Genomic DNA, 21,397 nt, shown 5'->3' on the forward strand with positions numbered 1-21,397 from the left:
CCCGGGGTGGGGCCCCTCTGCACGGGTTCAGGTGAGGACCTCTCTCAGTCCTCCAGGGCTTCCGCCATATCCACTCCGGCCTTCGTGGCAGCGGCCTCCAGGGCGGCACGTTGGTCGCCAGACCTTGCGATCAGGTCGGCCCACTTCTTCGCGAACGCCGCGCGCGCCTTGCTGCGCGTCTTGTAGACCTTCTCCGCGTCCATGCCCTCGTGCCCGGCGCGGACCATGGCACGGGCCACAGCAGCGTCATCCTTGAACTTCCCCAGGAACCCGAACGTGGCGGCCAGGACGTAGCCCTGTCGGTCCGACAGCATCCCCACCACGCGGCGGACCAGGGCGCGCTTCACGGCGTCCTCCGTGGCCTTCTCCAGGATGGCGCGCTGCGCGGTCAGAGCGATGGAGCCACGGCCCAGGGCTGCGTCCTCCTGCTTCGCAGCGGTCGACGGTGCCGGGCCCTCCTGACGCTGGGTGTAGACGGCCCGCAGCATGCCCAGTGCGGAGCCGACAGAGGCGGAGCGGCAGGGGAGTCCCTCGAACAGCTCCAGATCCTCCTCCGTCACGGTGCCAGCCCGGAACCGGTCCAGGGCGGTGAAGACACTCTTCCGGGCCGACTCCTCGCGAGGAACGGACAGGTTCGATTCCAGGGCACGCACGGCCTGGGTCCACAGGAACGGCCGGTACCCGACCTGGGTCGTGTCGGCAGCGTCATCCACGGAGGACCGGTCCGACAGGGTGTCCGCGATGACGGTTCCCTCGCTGTCGCTGCCGATCGGTGTGTGAATCGAGATGGATCCCTGGTAGGCCAGCCGTGCCGCGTAGGCCCGGTCGGCCGACAGGGAGCCACGGCGACCACCGTAGGCGCCACCACGGAACCCGTTCAGGAACTGAAGGTCCTGGCAGGCGGACTCTGCCAGTGTCAGGTAGTCGTCCTCCGTCATGGAGTGGCGTGCGTCCAGTTCCCGGAAGTGCTTGACCAGGAGGCCGAACAGCTTCTTCCCGTCCGGGTCGTCGTCGGTGCCGTTCTTCATGTCGCGGGCAGCGGCGGCCAGTTCCCGCTCCGCCGTGGCGTAGGCGTAGGCGTAGTAGCCGTCCAGGCTCTCGTCCTGGCACTTCAGGAGGCACTCCCAGGCCACCAGGTGCGCGTCCTGGATGAAGTCTTCGATGTAGGCGGCACGGAGCCCTGCCCTTTCGTCGCTGATGGCCTGGGTTGCGGTGCGCTGCGCCAGGCGGCGGAAGCGGTCCTCCAGGCTGTCCAGGATCGAAGCTCCGGCATCCCGGTCCCCGGCCTTCGCGGCGGCCAGCGTCTCGTCTGTGACGTCGGCGGAGACGATGGAACCGATGACCTGGGCACGGGTGGTGACAGCGCTCATGGCTGGGGGTCCTCTCTGGGACGCGCACCTGGGCAGTCCGGATCGAGACATGGCGGTGCCAGGGCGCAGGGAGATAGGGAAGGAAGCCGCTTCTAATCGGAGGCTGATCGGGCCGTCCGCTGAGCGGGAGCTACAAAGTAGGCGACTCAATTGAGTCGCGTCAACTACCTAGGTCTACGATCGCACGTAGTAGGTCACTGATCTACGGATGAATCAGAGGTGAGACCGGGAATCCTCCTTCGGAACGACAGGGCTCCCGGCGGCCTGGGGATTGAAGGACCGGCCGTTACCGGTCCGCAGCCATCGAAGGGCCGTTCGGATGACATGCGAGAGGGAGGGCAGGCGCCACAAAAGGGGCGCCTACCCTCTGTGCCTGGTTAGGGACTCGCAGGTTGCCTGCCTCTGGAGCGCAACGGGTTCCCGACCCTCAGTAGTCAGCCCCGTACAGCGACCCCCAGGAGCGGATACCAAGCTCCGGCTTGCCCGCCGCGATCGGTACGCCCTTCAGATCGAAGGTCATGCATTCGGCCACGGCGCGGGAGATCTCGTTCTCCTCACCCTTCGGCATCGAAAGGATAACTTCGTCATGGACAGGTAGGCGCAGGTACGGGACCAGGCCCCGCTCGTCCATGTGAATCAACGCCTGGCCCAGGCAGTCCCGCGCGGTGCTCTGTACCAGGTAGTTCGTCACGGCGTACGTGCGGTCGCGGTCCAGCGGGAGCCGGTGACCCGTGATGGACGTTGCCACCATGCCGTTGTTGAACGCTTCGATCCGCCAGTCCTTCGCGGCCAGGCCGACCTCTGGGTACACGCGGTCGTACTGCGCCATGGCGCGCTGCACGGCCTCCAGGGGAGCGCCCGACTGGCGGGCCACGGTCGCGGCTCTGGCACCGAAAACCTTGCCGAACGCGATGTTCTTCGAGACCTTCCGGTCCTTCTCCGTGAAGCCCTCCCCGAACACGAGCCTGGCCGTGAACGAATGGAGGTCCTCCCCGGCAGCGATGGCGACCTTCATGCGCTTCACATCGGCCAGGGCAGCCAGAACGCGAAGCTCCACCGCCTGGAAGTCGACTGACCCGGGAACATGTCCTTCGTCGGCCAGCAAGGCGCGGCGGATCATCTTGTCCGAGCTGGGGAGCGTCTGGACGGCAGGGTTCGTCACGGACATCCGGAACGTTCGCGCCTGCATGGACTGAACGTTCGCGTGGATGCGGCCTCCCGCGTCAACGTTGCTCAGGAAGTTGTCCGCGTAGGCACTGCGCCACTTCCCGGACCGCTTCGCGCGGAGGACCGCATCGGCCAACGGGTTCCCTCTGCGGGAGCCGATCGGCTTCCAGTCGCGGTCCAGGTCCGCCAGAGACATCAGGACGGCCTTATCGACCTTCCAGGCGCCGGAGGCCGTCTTCTCCTTCAGGACCTCTCCCATGCCCAGCAGCGCATCGGCGACCTGGCGGCCAGAGTTGACGGAGGTCACGCCGTACCGGGCAGCGATGGCGGAGTGCGCCTCTGCGTCCTCCAGGAGGGAGTCACGGAGCGACTCTGTGTACTCCTGGTCGAGGACCATGCCCGCACGCTGCATCTGGGCGCAGATGCGGGCCACGCGGTGTTCGTACTGAACCAGCCGCTGAGGAACCCCGAGGCGCTCCAGGGTGGCCTCCAGGCGGGGCCGAAGCCTGGATGGCAGGATCACGTCCAGAAGGCTGTACTCCAGGTACGTCGGGTGGTCCAGAGGGATCTTCGCGAAGCCTTCCGCGATCTTCAGCTTCAGGCCCTGGAACACAAGCTTCAGGCCGTCCTGAGTGTCCGGCGCGTCCGGGTCGATGTAGTGGGCGGACAGTTCCTTGAGGCCCACCCCTGTACCGCCCTCGTGACGTTGACGGGGGTCGATCAGCTTCGCCAGGATCTTCGTGTCCGTGGCCTTCGCGCAGAGGTCCTCCAGAGAGACACCCAGGCGTGTGTCGAACACCTGGGCATCGAAGCCAGCCCAGTTGTGGCCCGTAAGGTCGGGCAGAATCTGAAGGGCCCAGACAGCAGCGTCGACACATGCGCCGAAGCGCTCGATCGGCAGCGCCCAGGCTTCCGTCTCCGTACCAAACTGGACCAGGCGGAGAAACCCACGCCCCCAGGCGTAGATCTTCAGGCCGCACGTCTCGGAGTCGACGGCTACTGGGATGCGGTTCACGGCCTGGTACTGGACCCAGTCACGGAAGGCGTGGAGGTCCTGGGGACGTTCCACCACGTAGCCGTCCCAGGGCTGGCCGTTCAGGGTCCCGCTGAAGTGGCGCATCGAAGCGCCTCCTCTCACTCGACAGCGCGTTGACACGCCCGAAGGCCGGACCCCGAAGGGCCCGACCAGGGGCGGTCATGCGCTGTCAGGTGAGGACCTCTCCTACGCGAAGATCCCGGGACCGGCCGGAGCGTCAGCGTGGTCCGTGTGGAGCCGGACGCCGACCAGGGCGACACCCTTCGCCGTGTTCTTCCGCTGGACCTGGCGTTCCTGCATGGCATCCAGGAAGGTCCGGCGGGTCCACTGCTCCCGCTGGGGGAGCCCTTCCGCTTCACACCACTGCTTGTACGCCTGGTACGCCTCCCCGGCCGTCATCTCAAAGCCGTCGTCACACTGCTCCAGGACTCCGGGGAAGAACCCGGCCAGCGCGTCCGATGTGCGGCGGTACTCCTTCGTCGCATCCTTGATCAGGTCCGGGTCCTGGAGACCTTCCTGGTACCAGGCCATGGCGCCACGGACGACCCAGGCCGCGATCCCTTCCGCCTCAGCGGCCAGCTTCTGGTCCAGCGTGTAGTCCCGCTCGTGAGGCTCAAAGAACCGCTTGAACGGGATCAGCTTGACCCGTCGCCAAAGCCCTTCGTCCTGACCCCGGAAGCGGGGTTTGTAGTTCGTGGCCAGCATGAGAAGAAAGGTCGGCTTGAACGTGAAGAACTCCTGGCGGAGGAACCTGGCGCTGATCTCGTCCTTACCAGTGACGCGCTTCAGGACGGCCTCCGACATCGGCTTGCCGGACTCACCCTCGGACGCCATCACGTACCGGGCCCCGCGAAGGGCAGCGATGTCGTTCGGGATGCCGCCGGAGGCTTTTTCCTCGAACGTGCTAAAGGGGGTCGTCTCCGTCACGGAGCGGAAGACGTTCGTCAGTGTGTCCGTGAGCACGCTCTTACCGTTCGCGCCAGCTCCCCAGAGGACAGCGAAGCACTGTTCCGACGTGTGACCGGTGACACCGAAGCCGGTGAGCCGCTGCATGTACGACACCATCTCCGGCATGCCCGGGAAGATCTCCTCCAGGAACGCCTCCCAGCGGTCGGCAGACGCGTCCGGCCGGTAGTCGATGTCCAGGCAGTACGTCAGGAGGTCAGTCTTCCTGTGCTCCCGGAGCTGGCCCGTGCGCAGGTCCACGGTGCCGTTCCTGAAGGACAGGAGGTCCGGCTGGGCATCGAAGTCGTTAACGCGCACGTGCACGGCAGGTACCGAAGTCAGCTCCGCCATCAGATCATCAATCTTGCGGCGGGTCGTGAACCCCTTCGCGGCCTTGCGCAGACCCTCCCCGGGGTCCTCTTTCTGGTCCGCCGCTTTCTCCGCCGACTTCTCCGCAGCGGCAGCGTTCAGGGCGAACCCGACGAAGTGGATTGTCTGCCGGACCTTCGTGTCCGACCGCTCCCAGACACGTCCTGTCCAGACGAAGAAGCCCAGGCCGGGCGCGTACTTGATCGCACCATCGGCGAAGGCCACCAGAAGGTGTGCGTTCAGCACATCGGACGACCCGTACCGCTTCAGCATCGTGTAGTACAGGTCCACGATGCGCTCCACCTGGGGGCCGTCCGGTGTCAGGGCGCCAGTCGAGATGTCCACCAGGGACGGGGCCTCCGTCTCTGTCGCAGTGGCGGCACGGATGGCGGAGTCCAGGGCGGCGGGGAAGTCGTTCACGTTGCGGGCCCTCCAGTCGGTCAGGTCATCCCCCTCATGCGGGAGGGACAGGGAGTAGGTGGGCACGCCATGGGAGGCCAGGCCGTCCGCCAGCCGCTGTGTGAACCCGCATCCGGCCGCGTCGTTGTCGCCAGCGAGGATGACGCGCTTCCCCGCCAGGCCAGCCGCCAGTTCGGCCACCAGCTCCGGGGAGGACGCCAGGGAGGCCCCGCGCACAACCACGGCGTGGTATCCCGCTGCGACCGCTGTGAGGCCGTCTCCGGGTCCCTCTGTGACGATGACGGTGTCTGTGTCCTGGTCGGCCCAGAGGACGCCATACGGGGCCCAGCGGAGGCTGTCAGGGTTGGACAGAGACATCCAGCGGACCGGGCAGTCCCCGGACACGTCACGCCCCTGGAGACCGCGTGCGACCCCGTCGAAACCGACCAGGGGCACGATCAGGCGGGGGAAGCGGCGGAAGCCGGTGGATCGCTCCTGGAGGCCGGGGAGGGTGCCATCGTCGTAGCCCAGGCCCAGGCGTGCGCCCGTGTCACCGTCGATGCCGAAGCGGTCCCATGCGTAGTCTTCGGCGGGGGAGTAGCCGTACTCACCGTCCGCCGCGTCCAGGTAGACCCGGAGCCGCGCCACCTCCGCCGTACCAACCATGCCCGGTCGCTTCGAGGACACGACGCTGGCCGTGCCCGTAGCCCCGAACATGTCGGACCAGCGGAGGCCAGCCGCAGCGATCACGTCCCCGGTCGCGCAACCGGCGCGGCACGTCATGCGTACGCGTCCGTCCTCACCGAACCAGACCCGGAGGCTGGGGCGGCTGTCACCGTGTGCCGGACAGCGGGCCAGGTAGCCGCCGTCCGGCTGGTCGTCAACGTCCTGGAATCGGGCCAGGATCGCGTTCATCTCCACGTGAGATCTCCTCACCGCCGGGATTGTGCTGTCATCCCGCTACAGGTGAGGACCTCTCCAGGTACGACGAAGGCCCCCACCCACCAGGGCAGGGGCCATGCCGTCAGTCGTTAACGACAGCCTCAGCAGTACGGACCAGGCGGAGGACCTCCGCGAACTCCGCCAGCGTCCAGGTGTGGTATCCGCGCCGGTTCGGAGTCGGGACAGGCGCCCCAATGAGGGCGGCTGGCGGGAGGCGCCGGAACGTGTCGTCCGTGATGTGCACGCGGGCCAGGGCAGGACCCTTGCCACGGGTCTTGTGGATCACGACGCCGTACGGGAAGCCAGCGTTAGCGGCCTCCTGGTCGGCCTGCCGGAGCCAGGTCGGGACGGCAGGGGACTTGACGTCCTTCGCCTCCAGGATGAACGGCCAGGCGTGAAGGTCCCCGACGTCCTTCGCACCCTCCTGGGCCTGCCGCTTGACCAGCCGCCAGTCCGTGGGGTGCGAGTAGCCCAGGGTGCCGTTCAGGTAGTCGCGTATGGCGGACTCCCAGCGAGTGCCGCGTGCCTTCGAAGGGTTAGCCACGGTCAGCCCTCCGGGTCACAGTCGGGACCTTCCCTGCTGTCAAACGGATACGTTCCAGCTCATCGCGCAGACGTGCTCTCTCCGTCCGCAGTTCGACAACCCGATTACGGGCCTCGTTGCGCTCCTGCCGGACAGCCATGCTCAGCTCGTCCCGCTCCCGGGCGACTTTGCCAGCCGCCTCAAGCTCCTCGCGCAGACGGACGATTTCGGCCTTGAGCCGGTTAATGTGCGCCAGCCGGTCCATGACGGTCTGGTACCACTCGTGGCGCAGGCGTGCCAGCTCCTCGTCCGCTACGGCCATAGCGGCGTCAGCGTAGGGGTACCAGTATTGCTGTTCCTCGCTGACAACGGCGTCCCACGGAAACTCGGCCACACGGTGGTAGATCGCTGCGGCATACCGCTCGCGTCGTTCGTCAGTCATCGGTCTCTCCTTCCAGTGCGGCGAGAATGGCCCGTGTCGATACGACGGAAAGTGTCGGGTCTTCTGCCATAGTGCGCACGCGCTCCTTCATCGCGATGAGCCGGATCGTCTCCTCTTGCTGCGCATACAGGTCGGAGCGCAGGCGTGTGACGGTGGCGTTCGCCGCGTCCAGCGCGTGAATGGCTTCCTGGCGCCGGACCTCAACTCGGGCGTTCTCCTCGTCCGCCACGGCCATAGCTTCGTCAGCCGGGTCGTCTCCTCGCTCGATGGCCTGGTACACCGCCGTGCGGAACCGCTCGCGTCGTTCGTCAGTCATCGGACTCTCCCTTCAGGATCGCCAGGGCCTTCCGGAACGAGATCGTGTGGTCCGTCCGACCCGTCCAAGGATGCGCAGCGACACCGTGAACAACCTTCGGAGCGCCACGCTCACGCATGACGAAGGACAGGAACTCCAAACGCTCGTACGTCGGCTCCGGCCACCACTCCGCCGGGATGTTGCCCGGAGTGTCGTGAACGGTGATCCGCCGCAGCGTCGTGCCGTCGATGGCCTTCCAGCCGCGTTCCCGGGCGCCTTCCAGCGCAGCGCGCAGCGTCACCCTGTAGTCGGTCATACAGCGGCCTCACAGTACGGGCAGCCATCCCCGGCCACGTCCTCGTGAACGCCAGGACACACGGTCTCTCCGGCCAGGCCGGACGGCTGGGGTGGCAGCGGAAGGAGTGTCTGGCCGACCAGCATGAGGCGTTCGTACAGGCGGTTGATGGTGGCCTGAAGGGCCAGGATGTCTGTGTCAGGCACGGGATCTCCCCTCGCGGGCCTGGGCAGCCTGGCGCTTCAGCCAGGCGGTGTACCTGTCGTGGCGCTCCGCGTGCTCAGCGCAGAACGGAGTAACTCGCGGCGCCCGGCCGCAGCGGCGGACCGCCCTCGTTGTGACGCTGTCAGCAGGGCACGGCTCCGTGCCGGTCAACAGGAAGTTGTCCCAGGACAGCCGCTGACTCGCGCACTTCATCGGTTCACGACCGGCATGGTAGAAACGTCAACGGTCGTGACGCTGGCGCCCTTCGAGATGGCGGCGGCCAGAGCCTCCACGTACCGCCCCCAGTAGTCGTTGTGGTGTACGCCAGCATCGACGTACACGACGTCTCCCAGGCCCAGGGCCCGGATGTCACCCAGGGCGGGAAGGTGGCTCTCACTGATGGTCCGGATCACGCGTGCCTCCTCAGTAGGTGTTGGCACGCCTGAAGCCAGGCCCCCGAAGGGACCTGGCCAGGGAAGGTCAGGGGCGAAGCTTCCGAACCTTGCGAATCAGGCGCTCAACGGCGTCGCGGTCGTCCGCGTCAGCGTCCGTCGCGTCGCGAAGCCACTTTCGGGCCTGTCCGGCGAACCAGGACGCGTTCCGGATCTCCTCCATGCTCTCCCACGTGGAGTCTTCGAACGGGGAGTGGCAGGAGCACCCTGCGTCTGTGCCGAAGAACAGCGCGCCGTCCTCCAGGCGCTTGAAGACGGCCAACATGCAGAACTCGTAGCCTCCGAGCGTGTCGATGGTGTCGATGATCTCGGCGCCGAACTTCTCCGGGTCGTAGTAAATGCTCGCCATGGGTGTGTCCTCCCGAAGTAGGTGCTGTCACGCCGCAAGCCGGACCCCCGAAGGAGTCCGGCCAGGAGCGTCAGCGACGCGAGAGGTAGCGGGGGAGGACGTACCGGAGGTCGCCGTCGCCCTCGAAACGGACGAAGAAGTCCCCTTCCTCATCCAGGTCGCGAGTCACGACCGCCGCGCCGTGGATGCCCAGCGGGGAGCCGCCTGCCGAGTGTGCGTCCGCAGCGACGGTCACACGGTCACCGACCCGGAACGTATCCGGCTCCACCGGGCCCTCCTCCGGGGCCCGCAAGGCCTCCCAGATGTGGCCGCTGGCGCCGTTGCCGTCCGTGGACGGCTGGTCGCCGATCAGGCCCCGAAGATACGTGTACTCCTCCGCCGACAGCTCCAGGGTGACGCGGATCTCCGTGGACGTGATCTGCTTCTCCGTGCGGGTGGCCTCGGCCATGACTCCTCCAGATGCTGTGTGATGGTGCTGGCACCCCGAAAGGCCCGACCCAGACGGGTCGGACCAGTGGGTCAGTTGTGCTTGGTCAGCGGACCGAAGTCGCGGAGGACGTGGCCCAGCGTGGAACCTTCCGAATCGCCGTACATACCGAGCAGCGGTTCACCGTCCTGGTACTCGCCCGTGAACTTCCAGTCGTCGCAGTCCTTGTCCCGGTACGTGGCGTTCATCTCCCAGCGCTGGCCGAACATCGTGAACGTCTCGGGGGCGGTACGGGCCACCAGCACCGACTCCGATGCCCAGACGTGTGTACCCGACTCGTACCGGATGACGTACCGGGACTCTCCCGCCCGGATCTTGAACGGACCAGCGGCCACGGTGCCGGGGGTGTCCAGCGGCATGACCACGACAGCGTCGTCCGCCTTGAACTTGGGGCCACGCTCCAGGTTGGCCGCAGTGACAGGAATCCCCGTCCCGGCCTCCGTGCCGTCCATGAACTGGACCACGTACGTGTCGGCTACGCGACCGGCGGGACCCCGGTACGGGCCGAACTCGACCTGGACCTTCCGGCCTCCCATTGTCTTCAGGTTCACGATGTCGCCAGCGTTGAACTTCTCCACGGTGTGTCCTCTCATCAGGCGCCCCATGTGAGGCGGCTGGGTGTGGGCACCCCTTAAGCCCAGACCCCGTCAAGGGCCTGGGCATGGGGTTACTCGGAGTCCTCCTCTGTCAGGACGTCGATACGTTCCTCTTCGATGCCGAAGCGTCTGCGGCGTTCGTGAAGGACGGCCTTCGCTGCCAGGGGGTGCCACTCCCACAGCGGACCCCGGATCATCTCGTCCGGCGCCTCTGCGGCAGCCATGCGGGCCACGGCCTGGTAGTCCCTGGTCTCGATACGCGCTCGGGTCAGGGGCCCGGGAATCACGCGTCCGGCTCCGGGTCCTCCGCCATGGCCTCCTGGAACGAGCTGATCACGTCCAGGACAGGCTTCACGAACTCGCGCTTCTCCCCGGCCTTCGTCTTGTACTCGATGTGCTCCAGGCGAAGGATGCAGTACGCCTCACCGTCGATCTCCGCGAGACGCTTCATGGTGTACGGGAAGTCCTCCGCGAAGGACCAGGCCGTAGCCGTGTACTTGCCCAGGCCCAGCTCCTGGTCCTGAGCCAGGCGCAGCGGGAGGACGATGTTCGGCTTCGGGCCCCGCCGCTGCTTCGCCTTCTCCTTCCGCTCATCCAGGAGCTTCGGACAGCCGCACGGCTTGCCCTTGTCGTCCTCCGGGGAGAGGAACACCACCCCGTCGCACTCGTGCACGGGGAGACCGTCCGCCCACTGGATCAGCTTGGACTCCACCTTCGACGCGTCGATGATGACCTCCACCGCGTTCGTCTCGGTGTCCACGGCCAGATCCCCGTTCGCGGCCTCCGTGATCGTCCCCCCGAACAGCTCCTTCAGGTGCTCCGCCGTGGCCGACTTCGGAGTGATGAACCTCCACTGCTTCAGGCTGATCGGCTGGCGGCCCATGAGCATTCCGGACCGGAGCTGGAAGTCGAACGACGGACGCTGGGCCCGCTGGGCCTTCTCCTCCCGCTCCTCCCGCTGGGCCTTCGCCTCCGGGTCGGTCGCGAAGATGTCGAGCATGGTGCCTCCTGGATGCTGGCTGACTGGATGGCGTTGAGCGCCTCTGCTACCGGTCAGGTGAGGACCTCTCCCGCCCCCGGCGGGCGGCCCGTTGCCGTCCCTCACCAGAGGGCAGGTGAGGACCTCCCCAGGCGTCAGAAGAGGGCCAGTTGCTGGTCAGCCAGCGGCAGGCGGAAAGACTCCACGCCAACAGCGCCAGCAGTCGGGAACACGGCCTGGCCGAAGCGCCCGACCCGCACCACGTCATCCGGCAACTCGTAAACCCAGACCCGGAACTGGCTCTCATCCAGGACCTTCAGATACGACTCGAACCAGTCCAGGAGAGCCTCCAGCGACACGAAGCCGCAGACCTCCCAGGGCTGGATAGAGCACAGTGCTGCGTCATGGAACGGCGCAGGGTGGTGAGACTCCGACCCCCAGCCGGAATGCGCCCACACCATGGCCTCATGCCCTTCGGACATCTCGTCCCAGTCCACACCGTTGTACGGGCCGACCGGGAACGACTCCCGGCCGACGTCATCCCTGGTCTTCGTCGCGTGACCGACACGGAACACCTTCATCACTGACTCCTCCCAGTGGTGTGCTGTCACCACCGGCCAGGTGAGGACCTCCCCCAACAGGCAGACAGCGGCCAGACACGACGAAGGCCCCCACCCGGCACGGAGCCAGGCAGGGGCCATCGTTAACGGTCAGTCGGAGTCGGCGGAGGCAGGTGCGTCATCGTCGGCCACCAGGAAGCGGGCCAGACGCTCCACGGCAGCGATCTTGTCCGGGAACCGGACCCCGTCCTGGTAGCCGCGAGAGTTGGTGGACAGGGTGTTCACGTGCGCCGTGGCCTTCGCCAGGGCTTCCTCACGAGTCACTCGAACCCCTCCTGCCAGACGGCGGCAGGCCCGAACTCCGTCCAGGTGCCGTCCTCGTTAAGCCTGATAACGGCCTGGACGTCGTTCAGGCGGACGGAGTTGCGGAGGTGACCAACCGTCTCATGCATACGCCAGGTACCAGCGATGCGCGAAGGCGCGTACGTGATGTACTTCGGGATCGTGCGGTCCATCACTTCCCCCGACGCTGCGTACCGGTCACCATGCCGGAGGCGGACTTCGCCAGCGGCTTACCGATGACGTCCCGCGACGTCTCACGGACCCAGGTGAACGTCTTCCGCAGCGTGAGGAACGCGTCGAACACCTCCCGGTCCGCGCGGACACCCTTGAACGACCACTGGTCGTCCGTGATGTGCAGGACAGCAGCGGACTCGATCTCCGGCATGGGCGACTCGCTGCCGTCCGGAGCAATGATCACGTCCGCGTACCGGTAGGCAGCGAGCTGGAGCGCGACGTCGGAGTAAGTGGACTTCGACGTCTTGTAGTCGACCATGACCAGGACCGGGGTGCCGGACCGATCCGGGGTGATCGCCAGCTTCCCGTCCTTCCCGACCCTCACCCAGATACGGAGGATCGCGTCGAAGGACCCCGCGTACTCATGCTCGTACGACCAGGCCACGTCCTCCGCGCGGACCAGCTCCGGGTCCACGGCGGCCAGGAACTGCCGGAAGTGCTCCACGTGGTTCACGATGTCGGAGTGGACGTACCCGACCTCTTCGCCGTTCATGAGTCGCTCGAACACGTCGTGCGCCCGGGAACCCAGCTTGGAACGCACCTCCGTGTACCGGCGGCTGGCGCCAGCGATGTACCGACGCGCTCCGGCGCGGTCCCGGGCAGCCATGTCCTTCAGATAGTCGAAGGAGTCAATGGCCAGGTCAGCGGCCAGGCCAGCGGACCAGGGCGCCAGGAAGTCCTGTTTCGGAAGCATGCTGATGATGGACGTCACACCGGGGACGGTGACGTTCGGGCGCGCGTCGTTCACGTAGAAGCGTGCGCCCTTGCTCTTCACGGTATCGACGGTGGCCATAGGAGGTCCTCCCAGGTAGTGGGGCGGCTGGATTGCCTTCACTACTGGTCAGGTGAGGATCTCCCCGGTGGCTAGGGACGGAAGGGTAGTTCTGTCCCAGGAGCTGGGGTAAGGCCGTAGAGGACTGAAAGATGTAGAACTTTTTTCTACCCGGGACGAAACAAAAATAAGGGACTCTAGCCTGTTGGGGCCCCGCCCTCTCCGCCGCCGACAGCAGAAAGGGGCCGACCCGAACCGGGCCGACCCCTCGCACGCCTGGGCGGTGCTACAGCTTCGCGGCCTCCGCCGCCAGCGCTGCGATCGCAGCGTTGATGCGCGCCTTCAGCTTCCCGCGTTCCTCATCCGGCAGCTTCTCCGCCCGGTGCGCCAGGCGCGTGAAGGACCTTTCCAGCTTCTCCACGGCCTCCAGGTCTGCCGCTGCCTCATCATCGTCACCACTGCCGGACGGCAGCTCCCCACGCTTCGCGGCCTCCACCAGTTGGGCGCGACGTCGCGCGTCCTCCCGCGCCAGCTCCGTTCGGCCCTTCCGTGGGAGCTGGATACCAACCGAGTCATACAGCGCGTACACAGCCTCCGTGGGGGAGAGCTTCGGGAACGCGCGCCTGGCCTTCGCCATGGTATTGGGTTCGAAGCTGTCCGGGTCCTCGTCCAGCGACCGGAGGCGGTCCACCAGGACGTCAGACATCCGGTTCCGCACGGCCTTCGCCAGTGACTTGTGGGTGTCGTACCGGATCTTGTCCCCCTCCTCCGTGACACCCTCCCTGGCCTTCACGAACGCGTCATGTGCGATGTCCTTCGTGTACTTCGACAGGGCCGTGATGTCCGCCAGCCCGTGCTTGTTCGGCATCTTCAGGCGAGCCTCCAGGAGCGTCTCCGCGATCTGGCGCGCCATGTCGGCTGTCCTCAGGCCCGCCTCCACGGCGTCCACGACATCGTTAACGGCCGTCTGGACCAGTGCGTCCACGCCCTCCACTTCGTGATACGAGGAGATCGCCAGGTCCCCCTTGACCTCCGGCTGCATCGTGAAGGCGGCCTCCAGCTCCTCCATCATGGCCTTCCGGTCCTTCGGTGCGACAGCCTTCACAGCGGCCTCCGCAGTCTCGCGGAACTGCTCCGCCTCCTCGTAGTCGCCCCCCATGCGCAGGGTCCGCACATGGGCGATGACCTCTTCGGCTTCCTGCTTCTTCGTCTTCTTCGCCATGGTGGCTCCCTTGATCGTGAACGGTGTGAGCACACCCTACCCCAGCCGCCCCCAATGAGGCGCCTGAAACGCGAAAAGGGTCCCCCGAAGGGGACCCGATTCGGTCACATGGTCAGTGCGTCCGCCAGGGCGGCCAGGTCGGACAGCGAGCCATCGTTGACGACGGTTCTGTCCGTCTCGTATGACGCCATCTCGCGCTCCGACTGGTGGCCGCCAGGCGTCAGACCAGGGCGGATCACCCGAACCAGATCGAAACCCTGGACGGACAGGAAGCGGGCTTCATTGACGTACCGGACGTCAGTCATCACGACAGGGCGGCCAGCCTCCCAGGCTGCACGGACAGCGTCCCCGGCCGTGTTGATCCAGAACATCGGCTGGATATCGCGCACCGTCTGGCCGTAGTCCTGGAGGAACCGGCGGACCTCAGGGTAGTCGTCCTTCGCGCGCTCCCAGCCGTCAGCGGCCACGATCTCGTACAGGGTCACTGGCAGGTATGTGCCACCGCCCATGTGGACGTGGTCAATGATCGGGTTCGCCTTCAGCGCCGCCTCCTTCAGGCGGTCAGCGAAGGCAACGCGCACGTACCCGTGCTCCTGGACCAGCCTGGCCGCGATCGTGTCCTTCCCGCTGCGGGCCAGGCCGGTCAGTGCGATGTTCTTCATATGAGGGTCCTCTCTCCTGGACGGCTGCCGGTACCGGCCAGGTGAGGACCTCCCCAGGCATGACGAAGGCCCCCGGCAGGGGAGCCAGGGGCCGTCAGTCGTTAACGGTCAGCGAGAGATGCAGGGGCGCCCGGACTGGCAGTAGTCCGCCATCTCGCCGACGCACACGCACGGGTCGTTCTCCCCTGCGAAGGTCCCGGCCCCGGCCTCACCGGCCACCAGGGGGCGTGCGTCGTAGTTGAAGCTCACCGCGTCCCGGTCGCCGCGACGGATGCCGTTCTCGATGTCGTAGAACATGTCCCTAGTCCTCTCCGCTGTCCCTTGCTGACGACTCAATTGAAGCACCTAACCCCGTCTCTTCGCAACCCAGCGATTGGAGGCAGGCACGTACTCCCAGCGCGACATGTCAGCAGGACGGACCGACGTAGCCGGGTAGCTCCAGGTGTAGCGGCTGCCTTGCTCCCCGAAGTCACACCGCCCCATGTTCAGCTTCCGCAGGTGGACGCGGGCAGGCGTGCGCCCTGCTGCGGGAGTGCGAGCGATGACCTCCGCCAGTTCTCCCGTAAACGTGATCACTACGTACTCCGTCATGATGACCTCACCTGGTCGTAGGTTCTGACGCTTACTGACAGATGAGGACCTCCCCTGGACACGACGAAGGCCCCCGGCAGGGGAGCCAGGGGCCGTCAGTCGTTCACGATCAGCGGTTACGCCATCCGGACATCAGTGATCCCGCCCTCTTCGACGGCCGGAGCGCCCTGGACACTGTTCAGGACGTACGACCGGACGTCCTCCCGGACCGCCGCCGCTTCGGTAGTGGTGCCGTAGGCCAGGCTCCACGCCTCCGGGTCAATGTCCAGGGTTAGAGTGATGCGGACCTTCATCGTGAACCCCTTCCCCGCCGGTCCGTCCGGCAAGGGCTTCAGAGTAGGCGCCCCTATTGAGTCGCGTCAAGTCACGCAGACAGGAGCGCGCCCAGCCCGTTCACGATGTCGTCCACCGGCAGGCCCGGGGCGTAGCGGGCCACCCCGGCCAGGACAGCGGCGGCCACGGCCAGCGTCACGCGCTTGTGCGCGCGGGCCCACGCGTAGGCGGCACGAACTCTCTCCATGTCAGGCTCCCAGCTTCGTTGCGATCGTCGTTGCGGCTGCGATGACAGCAGTCACGAGGGCAGTTGGCACGCTGTACTTCCAGCGCTCCACCGCCCGGATGCGGTCCTCATGGTCGGCCAACGTGGTGGCCACACCCTGAAGGGACTGAGTGGACGCGCGGACCTCCCCGCGCATGGCCACCAGTTCGTCATAGATCTCGCGTGCCCCGATGGACACAGACCCCAGATCATCGTCCACGGCCGGACACCTCCCGGACAGCGGACAGGGCCAGCGGCGGCCAGCGGACAGGGGTGGCCACGGACAGCGGCCAACGGACAGCGGACACGGTCACGGTCACCCTTCCTTGTCCTCCGAGATGGACAGGACCCGGCGCCAGCCGTCCGCACCGAAGATCTTGCCGCCAGTCTTCGTGTCGTAGGACAGGACGTCCGCGTAGAACTTGTCCACCGCGCGGGCAGTGACCGCGTCGTACCGGCCAGTGACCGGGATGTTCGGAGACAGGAACCTGTTCAGGTTCCGCTGGAGCCAGTTCACATACCACGACTCGTCCCCGTACCGCAGCTCAGGCATCCGGCCGCTGACCGGCAGCCACTTCGGCTCCCTGTCCGGAGTGGACGGACTGTCCGCGCCCTTGTTCGCCCAGCGGAGCATGTCCGCCCGCGAGGAGAAGTCCGCCACGTTCGTGTCCAGCGGACTGGACGTGTACTGGTGAATCGTCCACTTCGCGCGGACACCTGGGTGGCCAGGCCGTCCGTTGTAGTTGGCCACCCACAGGAAGTCCCCCGCGAAGGACGTCGTGTCCCGGGTCAGCCAGTAGTTCTGAGAGCAGTACAGGCCCACCTGGTGAGTCTCGCCACGGAGCCGCTGGACCTCCCGTATGAACCGGTCCTTGTCCGCGCCGGACACCCCGGACACCTCCCAGTCCAGGACCAGCGGATCACCGTGGAGGCTGGCCGCCCTGTCCACGAAATACCGCGCCTGGGCGGACATGCTCCCCGGCCGGACGAAGTGATAGAACCCGACGACCCGGCCATGCTTCCGCGCATGAGCGGCCTGGTCCCGCATCTTCGGATTCACATAGCTGGTCCCCTCAGTGGCCTTCACGAACACAAAGTCCATGCCGGACAGGGAAGGGGTGCGGGACTGGTACGACGCGACGTCGATGCCCTTGATCATGCGGCAGTCCTTTCAGGCAGGCGCAGCCAGGCCACGCCACGGCCCCCGGGCAGGCAGCGAGCCAGTACCCGGGGGCCGTTAACGGAAGAGGGGGTCAGGAGATATCGGTGGCCGACGTCTCCGGCGCGTTGGAGGAGTCCTGGATGGCAGTACCGTTCCAGGAGCCCCGGAAGTCGTTGCCGTACCGGTGAACGCCGCTGTTCGCGGACGAGATGGACAGGGCAGCGGTGCCCGGAGTCGCAGACCCGCCAGGGCGGCACTTGTTGCCGGAGATCGCGATACCGACCACGGCAGACGTGGAGAAGCGGATCGCCTGGGAGCCAGTGTTCGCCTGGTTCGGGCCGTCGATGAAGTTGTCCCGGATCTGGATGTCCGAGCCAGGGCCGTTAACGAAGATGCCCGTGTCGCCGGGGTCGCGGATCTGGTTCCCGATGATGTTCGAGTTGACGCTGGACACCATCGTCACGCCGTGATCCGAGGCGTTCCAGATGACGTTCCCGGAGATCACCGTGTTGTTCTGGTTCTCAGTGGAGATCCCCGTGTTGTCGACGTTGGCGACGATGTTGTCAGCGACCGTGACCCGGCTGGCGTAGTTCAGGCGGATACCGGACTGGTTACCGCTGGAGCCGTCGATTGCGTTCCCCGTGACGGCTACGTTCAGGACCGTGCCGGTAGAGGCTTCGCCCTGGACCACAATCACGTTGTCGTAGCCGCCGCCCTCCCGGAAGGTGTTCCCGGAGACCGCGATGTTCCGCATAACCTGGGACTCTCCGGTCTGGTTGCCGTCCACGTCCTTCGTGTCCTCCGGGTCCGACTTGATCACGGAGCGGAGACGGACGCCGGAGCCGCACCTGTTGAAGGTGTTGCCGACCACGGTCACGTCCTCCCAGTTGTAGGCCGACACGGCGAACTGGAGGAGCCCTTCGAACGCGTTGTCACTGACCCGGATACGGCGGTGCCAGCGACCGATCGTCGCGGAGTGCGAGCCGATACCACGCGGCCAGGCCGTGGTCCCCTCAGTGTCGCTGTCCCCGAAGTGGCACCCTGTCAGCAGGATGTCCTCACACGGAGTGTGGTCATAGGGACCGAAGCCACCGAAGACGCTGGACGACTTCGCCAGATCGAGCTGTACGGCCTCACTGAACGTACGGGTCCCGTCCGGGTCGATGTAGCCACGGAAGCGGCAGTTGCGGACCAGGCCGTGGAGCGTGCTGTTCAGCTCGATTGCGTGGTACCCCGGAACGTCCAGGATCTCCGCATCCTCCACCGTGATGTCCGTGGCGTGGCCGAAGGACATGCACATTGCGGACGACGTCAGGCCGGGGACGGTGCCCTGCATGTTCCAGAGGCCGCCCTCAATCCAGATGTTGCCGTGGCCCGTGTATCCGCCGTACGCCTGGGAGCCGTCACCGTTCAGCAGCATCGTCCCGCCGTGAATCCGGCGCAGCTCAGCGCCAGCCATACAGGACAGACGCGTGTTCGCGTAAACCCGCAGCGTCGCGCCCAGGAGGTAGACGCCAGGCGGGACCAGGACCTGGGCGCCACCACGGTCCCGGGCCTCATCCAGGGCCGTCTGGATGGCCGGAGCCGCATCGGTCGTGCCGGACGCGTCGGCGCCGTAGCTTGTCACCGTCAGCCAGGCGCGGTTGTTCATCGACTCCAGCCGTCCGGCAGTGATCGCCATACCGGGGAGCCACTGCTCAACGGGAGTGGTCAAAGGTCAGTCCTCCATCAGAGAGACGCGGCTGAGACATGTGCCAGGCCGACAGCAGACCCGGCAAGGTGAGGCTTCGAGACACCGTTAACGGCACGCGTGACCGTGAACGTCTGAGGCGAGGACGACGCATCGACGGCTGTCACCGTCATGACTTCGCCGTCCACGTCGATGTCAAAGGGCAGGTCCGCCGGGTCCGACGTCCAGGGGAGAGGGTCCGGGCCCGTGGCTGTCACCACCAGCTCGGTGTCAGCAGAGCCGACAGCGGCGGCCAGCTCCGAACCGTCAGAGTCCGCCCGGCCGTACACCGGGTGGCCGACCGTCGCCAGGTTCCACGGCCCGCCGGGCGAACAGTTGAACTCAATCTCCCAGCGGTACAGGTCCAGCGTCTCCCGCCAGCCCTCCACGACCAGGTCCACGTCCCCGTGCGCGACCCACGGAGGCAGGTCGATCAGCCGGAGCTTGTCCCCCTCGCGAAGGCCCAGGATCGCGGGCACGTGAACGCCAGCCCCTGGCTTGTGCAGGATGACCGACACAGTCGGGTATCGGGCCCCGTCGTACGTGCCCAGGTGGAGCCGCCAGTTCGCCACCGGCTCCGGCTGGATGTCGTACGCCAGTGACAGCGTGACCGCTTCGTCGTACAGGCCGATGCCGTACGGCGGAGCCTGGACCGACAGAGGACCCTCAGTGAGGACGGCACGGCCGGATGTACCAGCGTCACGTGTGACCGTGACGTCATTCCGGACAGCGCTGTCATCGTCCACCGGCTCCAGGTCCGGACCCAGGCCCGGCGCCGTATATGACAGCGTCAGGGCAGGGTCCTGGGTGTACATACTGGAGCGGTCACGGTAGACCAGGCCGACCCGCCGGGGATCCTCCAGGAGCGCGCCACCGTCCGCCTGGGCCGCGTCAGACAGGAGATTCAGGATCACCTCCTGGCGCTGATAGCCGACGCGCTCAGTCGGCAGCTCACCAGGGATGCGGGACATGGGGATGCGCTCCTCATACGAGAGGCGGAGCAGACGCTCCCAGGCCGTCTCCGCGCGGTACGCGTCGTCCGACCCGGACAGGAGAGAGGAGGCCGCTACAGGCAGGACCAGGAGGTGCCCGAATCCCCAGCCTTCCGTCTGCTCTCCCCAGTGCGCGGTCAGGTACGAGAGGCGGCCAGCGGTACCGGCCAGCGTGTTGGACAGGCCGCCGGAGTCTCCGCCGACGTCCTGCCAGTCGATGCGGTACGTCACCGTGCCGTCACCTTCGTCCCGGGCCCAGAAGCGAAGCCGGTTCCAGCCATGGAACACGTCATCCCCGATAGCGACGTTCAGTTGCGCGACCTCCGCGCCAGACGCGTCATACCCGCGTACCCGGCCGACGCCTGCCTTCAGGAGGATCGTCCAGCGGCGGACCGTGCCGTCAGGAGAGCTGAAGGACAAGATCTCCGCGTAGTCGTCGGGGGCCTTGCCGTCCGCGTTATAGACGAACTCCACCTGCCAGGCTCCGGACGGCATCGACGGTGGGACGCGGGCCGACAGCGTGGCGGCCTTCAGGAGCTTCGGCAGAGGAGCAGAGGACACCAGCGAGTCCAGGGATGCGAAGTCCAGGCCAGTCACAGCGGCAGAGTCCACACCAGGCAGCGGGGAGTAGGCGCGGCTGGCTGACTCCTGGTCCTCGAACGGCCAGTACGCCACAGGGTTGCCAGAGGGGATGCGGCGGCGGAGTGCGGAGTCGATAGGCTTCTTCCCCTGGCCCAGACGGCGGAGGATGCCGGACGCCTGGATAGGGACCCAGACGTCAGCTCCGTCCAGGGACCACTTCGCGGGCCAGGACGAGATCTCGCCGTAGAAGCGATCCTCCCGGTCCCGGATCTCCGTCCCGTCCTCCAGCGTCCAGGGGCGGCCAGCGGAGTCCGTGAACGCCGTCGTCCCGGCGGCCTGGGCCGTGAAGTCAGGCGCTGCGACCACCGTGCCATCGATGCCGTCCCGCACCTCAAAGGCGTAGCCACGGCCGACGAAGGGGAGGCGGGGGTCGTTCGGGTCGCGCCTGGCGTCAGTCGGAGCGATGGACAGCGGAGCCGGAGAGGGAGTGAAGTCCCCAGCGCCAGTCATCGGCACGGGATCGCCGATCAGCGTCCACGGGCCCGCCAGCGACTCCGCCCAGTAGAAGCGAACCTCCCGCTGATCGTTACCGTTGTCGGCCTGGTAGGTGGCCCGGATCGCGGCACGCTGGGGGAGTGTCGGCAGTTCACGACCCGCGTACCAGTCGATGCCTGTCGCGGCATACGTCGTGTACAGCATGACGATCCCCTGGTTCAGCCGGAGAAGCCACGACGTCTGGTCGGTGTCCGCGTCCCATTTCCCGATCAGGGTCTGGTTCGTCGGCCCGTACCAGTCCGGCGCGATCTCCGCGCGGACGTCGAAGTCCCCCGTGAAGGCCAGGGAGGGATCATCCGGGGTGGAGACGAACTGGGCGCCGTTGCCCTCCATCTGGAGATAGGCGGACTCTGCGCCGGGGACTGACACGCGGACACGTGTGTTCCTGCCAATCAGGCCATACAGCGGAGACATCGCGTTTCGAGGGGAGTACCGGCCGTCCCGGTTGTTCAGCGTCATGGAGAGAGAGGAGGGGTCCGTGGCCGCACCCTGGTCCCGACGACCGCGCGTGACCACCATCTGGTCCCGGACATAGACGTCAGGACTGATGTCCGTCCAGGCGCCAGAGAGGTGAAGTTCCGTACGGATGTCGAGAGGGAACGTCAC

At 66.6% G+C, this 21,397-nt stretch carries 27 protein-coding genes; all 27 read right to left on the minus strand.

Annotation, left to right across the window (positions count from 1 at the left end):
- Window positions 1–44: 44 nt before the first annotated feature.
- A complete protein-coding gene (locus ACFYMO_RS00695) occupies window positions 45–1,370 on the minus strand; it encodes a hypothetical protein (protein WP_388543298.1) in 1,326 nt (441 codons plus the stop codon).
- A 427-nt stretch (window positions 1,371–1,797) separates the two neighbouring features.
- The gene (locus ACFYMO_RS00700) at window positions 1,798–3,657 is read right to left on the minus strand and encodes a DNA polymerase (protein WP_388543300.1); all 1,860 of its coding nucleotides are present in this window, start codon (window positions 3,655–3,657) and stop codon (window positions 1,798–1,800) included.
- Window positions 3,658–3,759: 102 nt separating this feature from the next.
- Window positions 3,760–6,201 (minus strand): phage/plasmid primase, P4 family, encoded by a 2,442-nt coding sequence (locus tag ACFYMO_RS00705; protein WP_388543757.1) that lies wholly within the window; start codon window positions 6,199–6,201, stop codon window positions 3,760–3,762.
- A gap of 109 nt (window positions 6,202–6,310) precedes the next feature.
- Entirely contained in the window at window positions 6,311–6,772 is a 462-nt protein-coding gene (locus tag ACFYMO_RS00710; protein WP_388543301.1) for a hypothetical protein, read from the minus strand.
- Window positions 6,765–7,193, minus strand: coding sequence for a hypothetical protein (locus ACFYMO_RS00715; RefSeq protein ID WP_388543303.1), 429 nt, complete (start codon window positions 7,191–7,193; stop codon window positions 6,765–6,767). The genes ACFYMO_RS00710 and ACFYMO_RS00715 overlap by 8 nt, the downstream gene beginning before the upstream one ends.
- A complete protein-coding gene (locus tag ACFYMO_RS00720; RefSeq protein ID WP_388543305.1) occupies window positions 7,186–7,509 on the minus strand; it encodes a hypothetical protein in 324 nt (107 codons plus the stop codon). Before ACFYMO_RS00720 ends, ACFYMO_RS00715 begins: the two co-directional genes overlap by 8 nt.
- On the minus strand, window positions 7,502–7,804 hold the full coding sequence (locus ACFYMO_RS00725; protein ID WP_388543307.1) for a hypothetical protein: 303 nt from the start codon (window positions 7,802–7,804) through the stop codon (window positions 7,502–7,504). The genes ACFYMO_RS00720 and ACFYMO_RS00725 overlap by 8 nt, the downstream gene beginning before the upstream one ends.
- Window positions 7,801–7,989, minus strand: coding sequence for a hypothetical protein (locus ACFYMO_RS00730; RefSeq protein WP_388543308.1), 189 nt, complete (start codon window positions 7,987–7,989; stop codon window positions 7,801–7,803). The genes ACFYMO_RS00725 and ACFYMO_RS00730 overlap by 4 nt, the downstream gene beginning before the upstream one ends.
- Window positions 7,990–8,196: 207 nt before the next feature.
- A complete protein-coding gene (locus tag ACFYMO_RS00735) occupies window positions 8,197–8,400 on the minus strand; it encodes a hypothetical protein (RefSeq protein ID WP_388543310.1) in 204 nt (67 codons plus the stop codon).
- A gap of 67 nt (window positions 8,401–8,467) precedes the next feature.
- Window positions 8,468–8,788 carry a hypothetical protein gene (locus ACFYMO_RS00740; protein ID WP_388543312.1) on the minus strand — a complete coding sequence of 107 codons (321 nt, stop codon included), beginning with the start codon at window positions 8,786–8,788 and terminating at the stop codon, window positions 8,468–8,470.
- Between the two features lie 70 nt (window positions 8,789–8,858).
- Entirely contained in the window at window positions 8,859–9,236 is a 378-nt protein-coding gene (locus ACFYMO_RS00745) for a hypothetical protein (RefSeq protein ID WP_388543314.1), read from the minus strand.
- A 71-nt stretch (window positions 9,237–9,307) separates the two neighbouring features.
- Window positions 9,308–9,868: a phiSA1p31-related protein gene (locus ACFYMO_RS00750; RefSeq protein ID WP_388543316.1), complete on the minus strand. Its 561-nt coding sequence runs from the start codon at window positions 9,866–9,868 to the stop codon at window positions 9,308–9,310.
- 74 nt (window positions 9,869–9,942) lie between these two features.
- Window positions 9,943–10,158, minus strand: coding sequence for a hypothetical protein (locus tag ACFYMO_RS00755; protein ID WP_388543318.1), 216 nt, complete (start codon window positions 10,156–10,158; stop codon window positions 9,943–9,945).
- Window positions 10,155–10,871, minus strand: coding sequence for a hypothetical protein (locus ACFYMO_RS00760; RefSeq protein ID WP_388543320.1), 717 nt, complete (start codon window positions 10,869–10,871; stop codon window positions 10,155–10,157). Before ACFYMO_RS00760 ends, ACFYMO_RS00755 begins: the two co-directional genes overlap by 4 nt.
- 134 nt (window positions 10,872–11,005) lie before the next feature.
- The gene (locus tag ACFYMO_RS00765; RefSeq protein WP_388543322.1) at window positions 11,006–11,431 is read right to left on the minus strand and encodes a hypothetical protein; all 426 of its coding nucleotides are present in this window, start codon (window positions 11,429–11,431) and stop codon (window positions 11,006–11,008) included.
- A gap of 129 nt (window positions 11,432–11,560) precedes the next feature.
- Window positions 11,561–11,734 carry a hypothetical protein gene (locus ACFYMO_RS00770; protein ID WP_388543324.1) on the minus strand — a complete coding sequence of 58 codons (174 nt, stop codon included), beginning with the start codon at window positions 11,732–11,734 and terminating at the stop codon, window positions 11,561–11,563.
- Window positions 11,731–11,862, minus strand: coding sequence for a hypothetical protein (locus ACFYMO_RS00775; RefSeq protein WP_388543326.1), 132 nt, complete (start codon window positions 11,860–11,862; stop codon window positions 11,731–11,733). Before ACFYMO_RS00775 ends, ACFYMO_RS00770 begins: the two co-directional genes overlap by 4 nt.
- Window positions 11,863–11,924: 62 nt before the next feature.
- Window positions 11,925–12,779 carry a hypothetical protein gene (locus ACFYMO_RS00780; RefSeq protein WP_388543328.1) on the minus strand — a complete coding sequence of 285 codons (855 nt, stop codon included), beginning with the start codon at window positions 12,777–12,779 and terminating at the stop codon, window positions 11,925–11,927.
- Window positions 12,780–13,044: 265 nt separating this feature from the next.
- Window positions 13,045–13,980 (minus strand): hypothetical protein, encoded by a 936-nt coding sequence (locus ACFYMO_RS00785; RefSeq protein ID WP_388543330.1) that lies wholly within the window; start codon window positions 13,978–13,980, stop codon window positions 13,045–13,047.
- A gap of 104 nt (window positions 13,981–14,084) precedes the next feature.
- Complete coding sequence (locus ACFYMO_RS00790) at window positions 14,085–14,642, minus strand: hypothetical protein (protein ID WP_388543331.1); 558 nt, start codon at window positions 14,640–14,642, stop codon at window positions 14,085–14,087.
- A gap of 108 nt (window positions 14,643–14,750) precedes the next feature.
- Window positions 14,751–14,939 carry a hypothetical protein gene (locus tag ACFYMO_RS00795; RefSeq protein WP_388543333.1) on the minus strand — a complete coding sequence of 63 codons (189 nt, stop codon included), beginning with the start codon at window positions 14,937–14,939 and terminating at the stop codon, window positions 14,751–14,753.
- 410 nt (window positions 14,940–15,349) lie between these two features.
- A complete protein-coding gene (locus tag ACFYMO_RS00800) occupies window positions 15,350–15,559 on the minus strand; it encodes a hypothetical protein (protein ID WP_388543335.1) in 210 nt (69 codons plus the stop codon).
- Window positions 15,560–15,597: 38 nt separating this feature from the next.
- Window positions 15,598–15,753: a hypothetical protein gene (locus tag ACFYMO_RS00805; protein WP_388543336.1), complete on the minus strand. Its 156-nt coding sequence runs from the start codon at window positions 15,751–15,753 to the stop codon at window positions 15,598–15,600.
- A gap of 1 nt (window position 15,754) precedes the next feature.
- On the minus strand, window positions 15,755–15,991 hold the full coding sequence (locus ACFYMO_RS00810; protein ID WP_388543338.1) for a hypothetical protein: 237 nt from the start codon (window positions 15,989–15,991) through the stop codon (window positions 15,755–15,757).
- Between the two features lie 96 nt (window positions 15,992–16,087).
- On the minus strand, window positions 16,088–16,930 hold the full coding sequence (locus ACFYMO_RS00815; RefSeq protein WP_388543340.1) for a GH25 family lysozyme: 843 nt from the start codon (window positions 16,928–16,930) through the stop codon (window positions 16,088–16,090).
- Between the two features lie 94 nt (window positions 16,931–17,024).
- Complete coding sequence (locus tag ACFYMO_RS00820; RefSeq protein ID WP_388543342.1) at window positions 17,025–18,614, minus strand: NosD domain-containing protein; 1,590 nt, start codon at window positions 18,612–18,614, stop codon at window positions 17,025–17,027.
- Between the two features lie 47 nt (window positions 18,615–18,661).
- Entirely contained in the window at window positions 18,662–21,397 is a 2,736-nt protein-coding gene (locus ACFYMO_RS00825; protein WP_388543344.1) for a hypothetical protein, read from the minus strand.

The sequence above is a fragment of the Streptomyces sp. NPDC007025 genome (genome assembly GCF_042869455.1).
Lineage (GTDB): Bacteria > Actinomycetota > Actinomycetes > Streptomycetales > Streptomycetaceae > Streptomyces.

Excerpts from the sequence above, each read along its gene's own strand:
- ACFYMO_RS00695 (WP_388543298.1), bottom strand. The coding sequence starts at position 1,370 with ATGAGCGCTGTCACCACCCGTGCCCAGGTCATCGGTTCCATCGTCTCC.
- ACFYMO_RS00700 (WP_388543300.1), bottom strand. The coding sequence starts at position 3,657 with ATGCGCCACTTCAGCGGGACCCTGAACGGCCAGCCCTGGGACGGCTAC.
- ACFYMO_RS00705 (WP_388543757.1), bottom strand. The coding sequence starts at position 6,201 with ATGAACGCGATCCTGGCCCGATTCCAGGACGTTGACGACCAGCCGGAC.
- ACFYMO_RS00715 (WP_388543303.1), bottom strand. The coding sequence starts at position 7,193 with ATGACTGACGAACGACGCGAGCGGTATGCCGCAGCGATCTACCACCGT.
- ACFYMO_RS00720 (WP_388543305.1), bottom strand. The coding sequence starts at position 7,509 with ATGACTGACGAACGACGCGAGCGGTTCCGCACGGCGGTGTACCAGGCC.
- ACFYMO_RS00725 (WP_388543307.1), bottom strand. The coding sequence starts at position 7,804 with ATGACCGACTACAGGGTGACGCTGCGCGCTGCGCTGGAAGGCGCCCGG.
- ACFYMO_RS00740 (WP_388543312.1), bottom strand. The coding sequence starts at position 8,788 with ATGGCGAGCATTTACTACGACCCGGAGAAGTTCGGCGCCGAGATCATC.
- ACFYMO_RS00745 (WP_388543314.1), bottom strand. The coding sequence starts at position 9,236 with ATGGCCGAGGCCACCCGCACGGAGAAGCAGATCACGTCCACGGAGATC.
- ACFYMO_RS00750 (WP_388543316.1), bottom strand. The coding sequence starts at position 9,868 with ATGAGAGGACACACCGTGGAGAAGTTCAACGCTGGCGACATCGTGAAC.
- ACFYMO_RS00760 (WP_388543320.1), bottom strand. The coding sequence starts at position 10,871 with ATGCTCGACATCTTCGCGACCGACCCGGAGGCGAAGGCCCAGCGGGAG.
- ACFYMO_RS00765 (WP_388543322.1), bottom strand. The coding sequence starts at position 11,431 with ATGAAGGTGTTCCGTGTCGGTCACGCGACGAAGACCAGGGATGACGTC.
- ACFYMO_RS00775 (WP_388543326.1), bottom strand. The coding sequence starts at position 11,862 with ATGCATGAGACGGTTGGTCACCTCCGCAACTCCGTCCGCCTGAACGAC.
- ACFYMO_RS00780 (WP_388543328.1), bottom strand. The coding sequence starts at position 12,779 with ATGGCCACCGTCGATACCGTGAAGAGCAAGGGCGCACGCTTCTACGTG.
- ACFYMO_RS00785 (WP_388543330.1), bottom strand. The coding sequence starts at position 13,980 with ATGGCGAAGAAGACGAAGAAGCAGGAAGCCGAAGAGGTCATCGCCCAT.
- ACFYMO_RS00790 (WP_388543331.1), bottom strand. The coding sequence starts at position 14,642 with ATGAAGAACATCGCACTGACCGGCCTGGCCCGCAGCGGGAAGGACACG.
- ACFYMO_RS00795 (WP_388543333.1), bottom strand. The coding sequence starts at position 14,939 with ATGTTCTACGACATCGAGAACGGCATCCGTCGCGGCGACCGGGACGCG.
- ACFYMO_RS00805 (WP_388543336.1), bottom strand. The coding sequence starts at position 15,753 with ATGGAGAGAGTTCGTGCCGCCTACGCGTGGGCCCGCGCGCACAAGCGC.
- ACFYMO_RS00815 (WP_388543340.1), bottom strand. The coding sequence starts at position 16,930 with ATGATCAAGGGCATCGACGTCGCGTCGTACCAGTCCCGCACCCCTTCC.
- ACFYMO_RS00820 (WP_388543342.1), bottom strand. The coding sequence starts at position 18,614 with ATGGCGATCACTGCCGGACGGCTGGAGTCGATGAACAACCGCGCCTGG.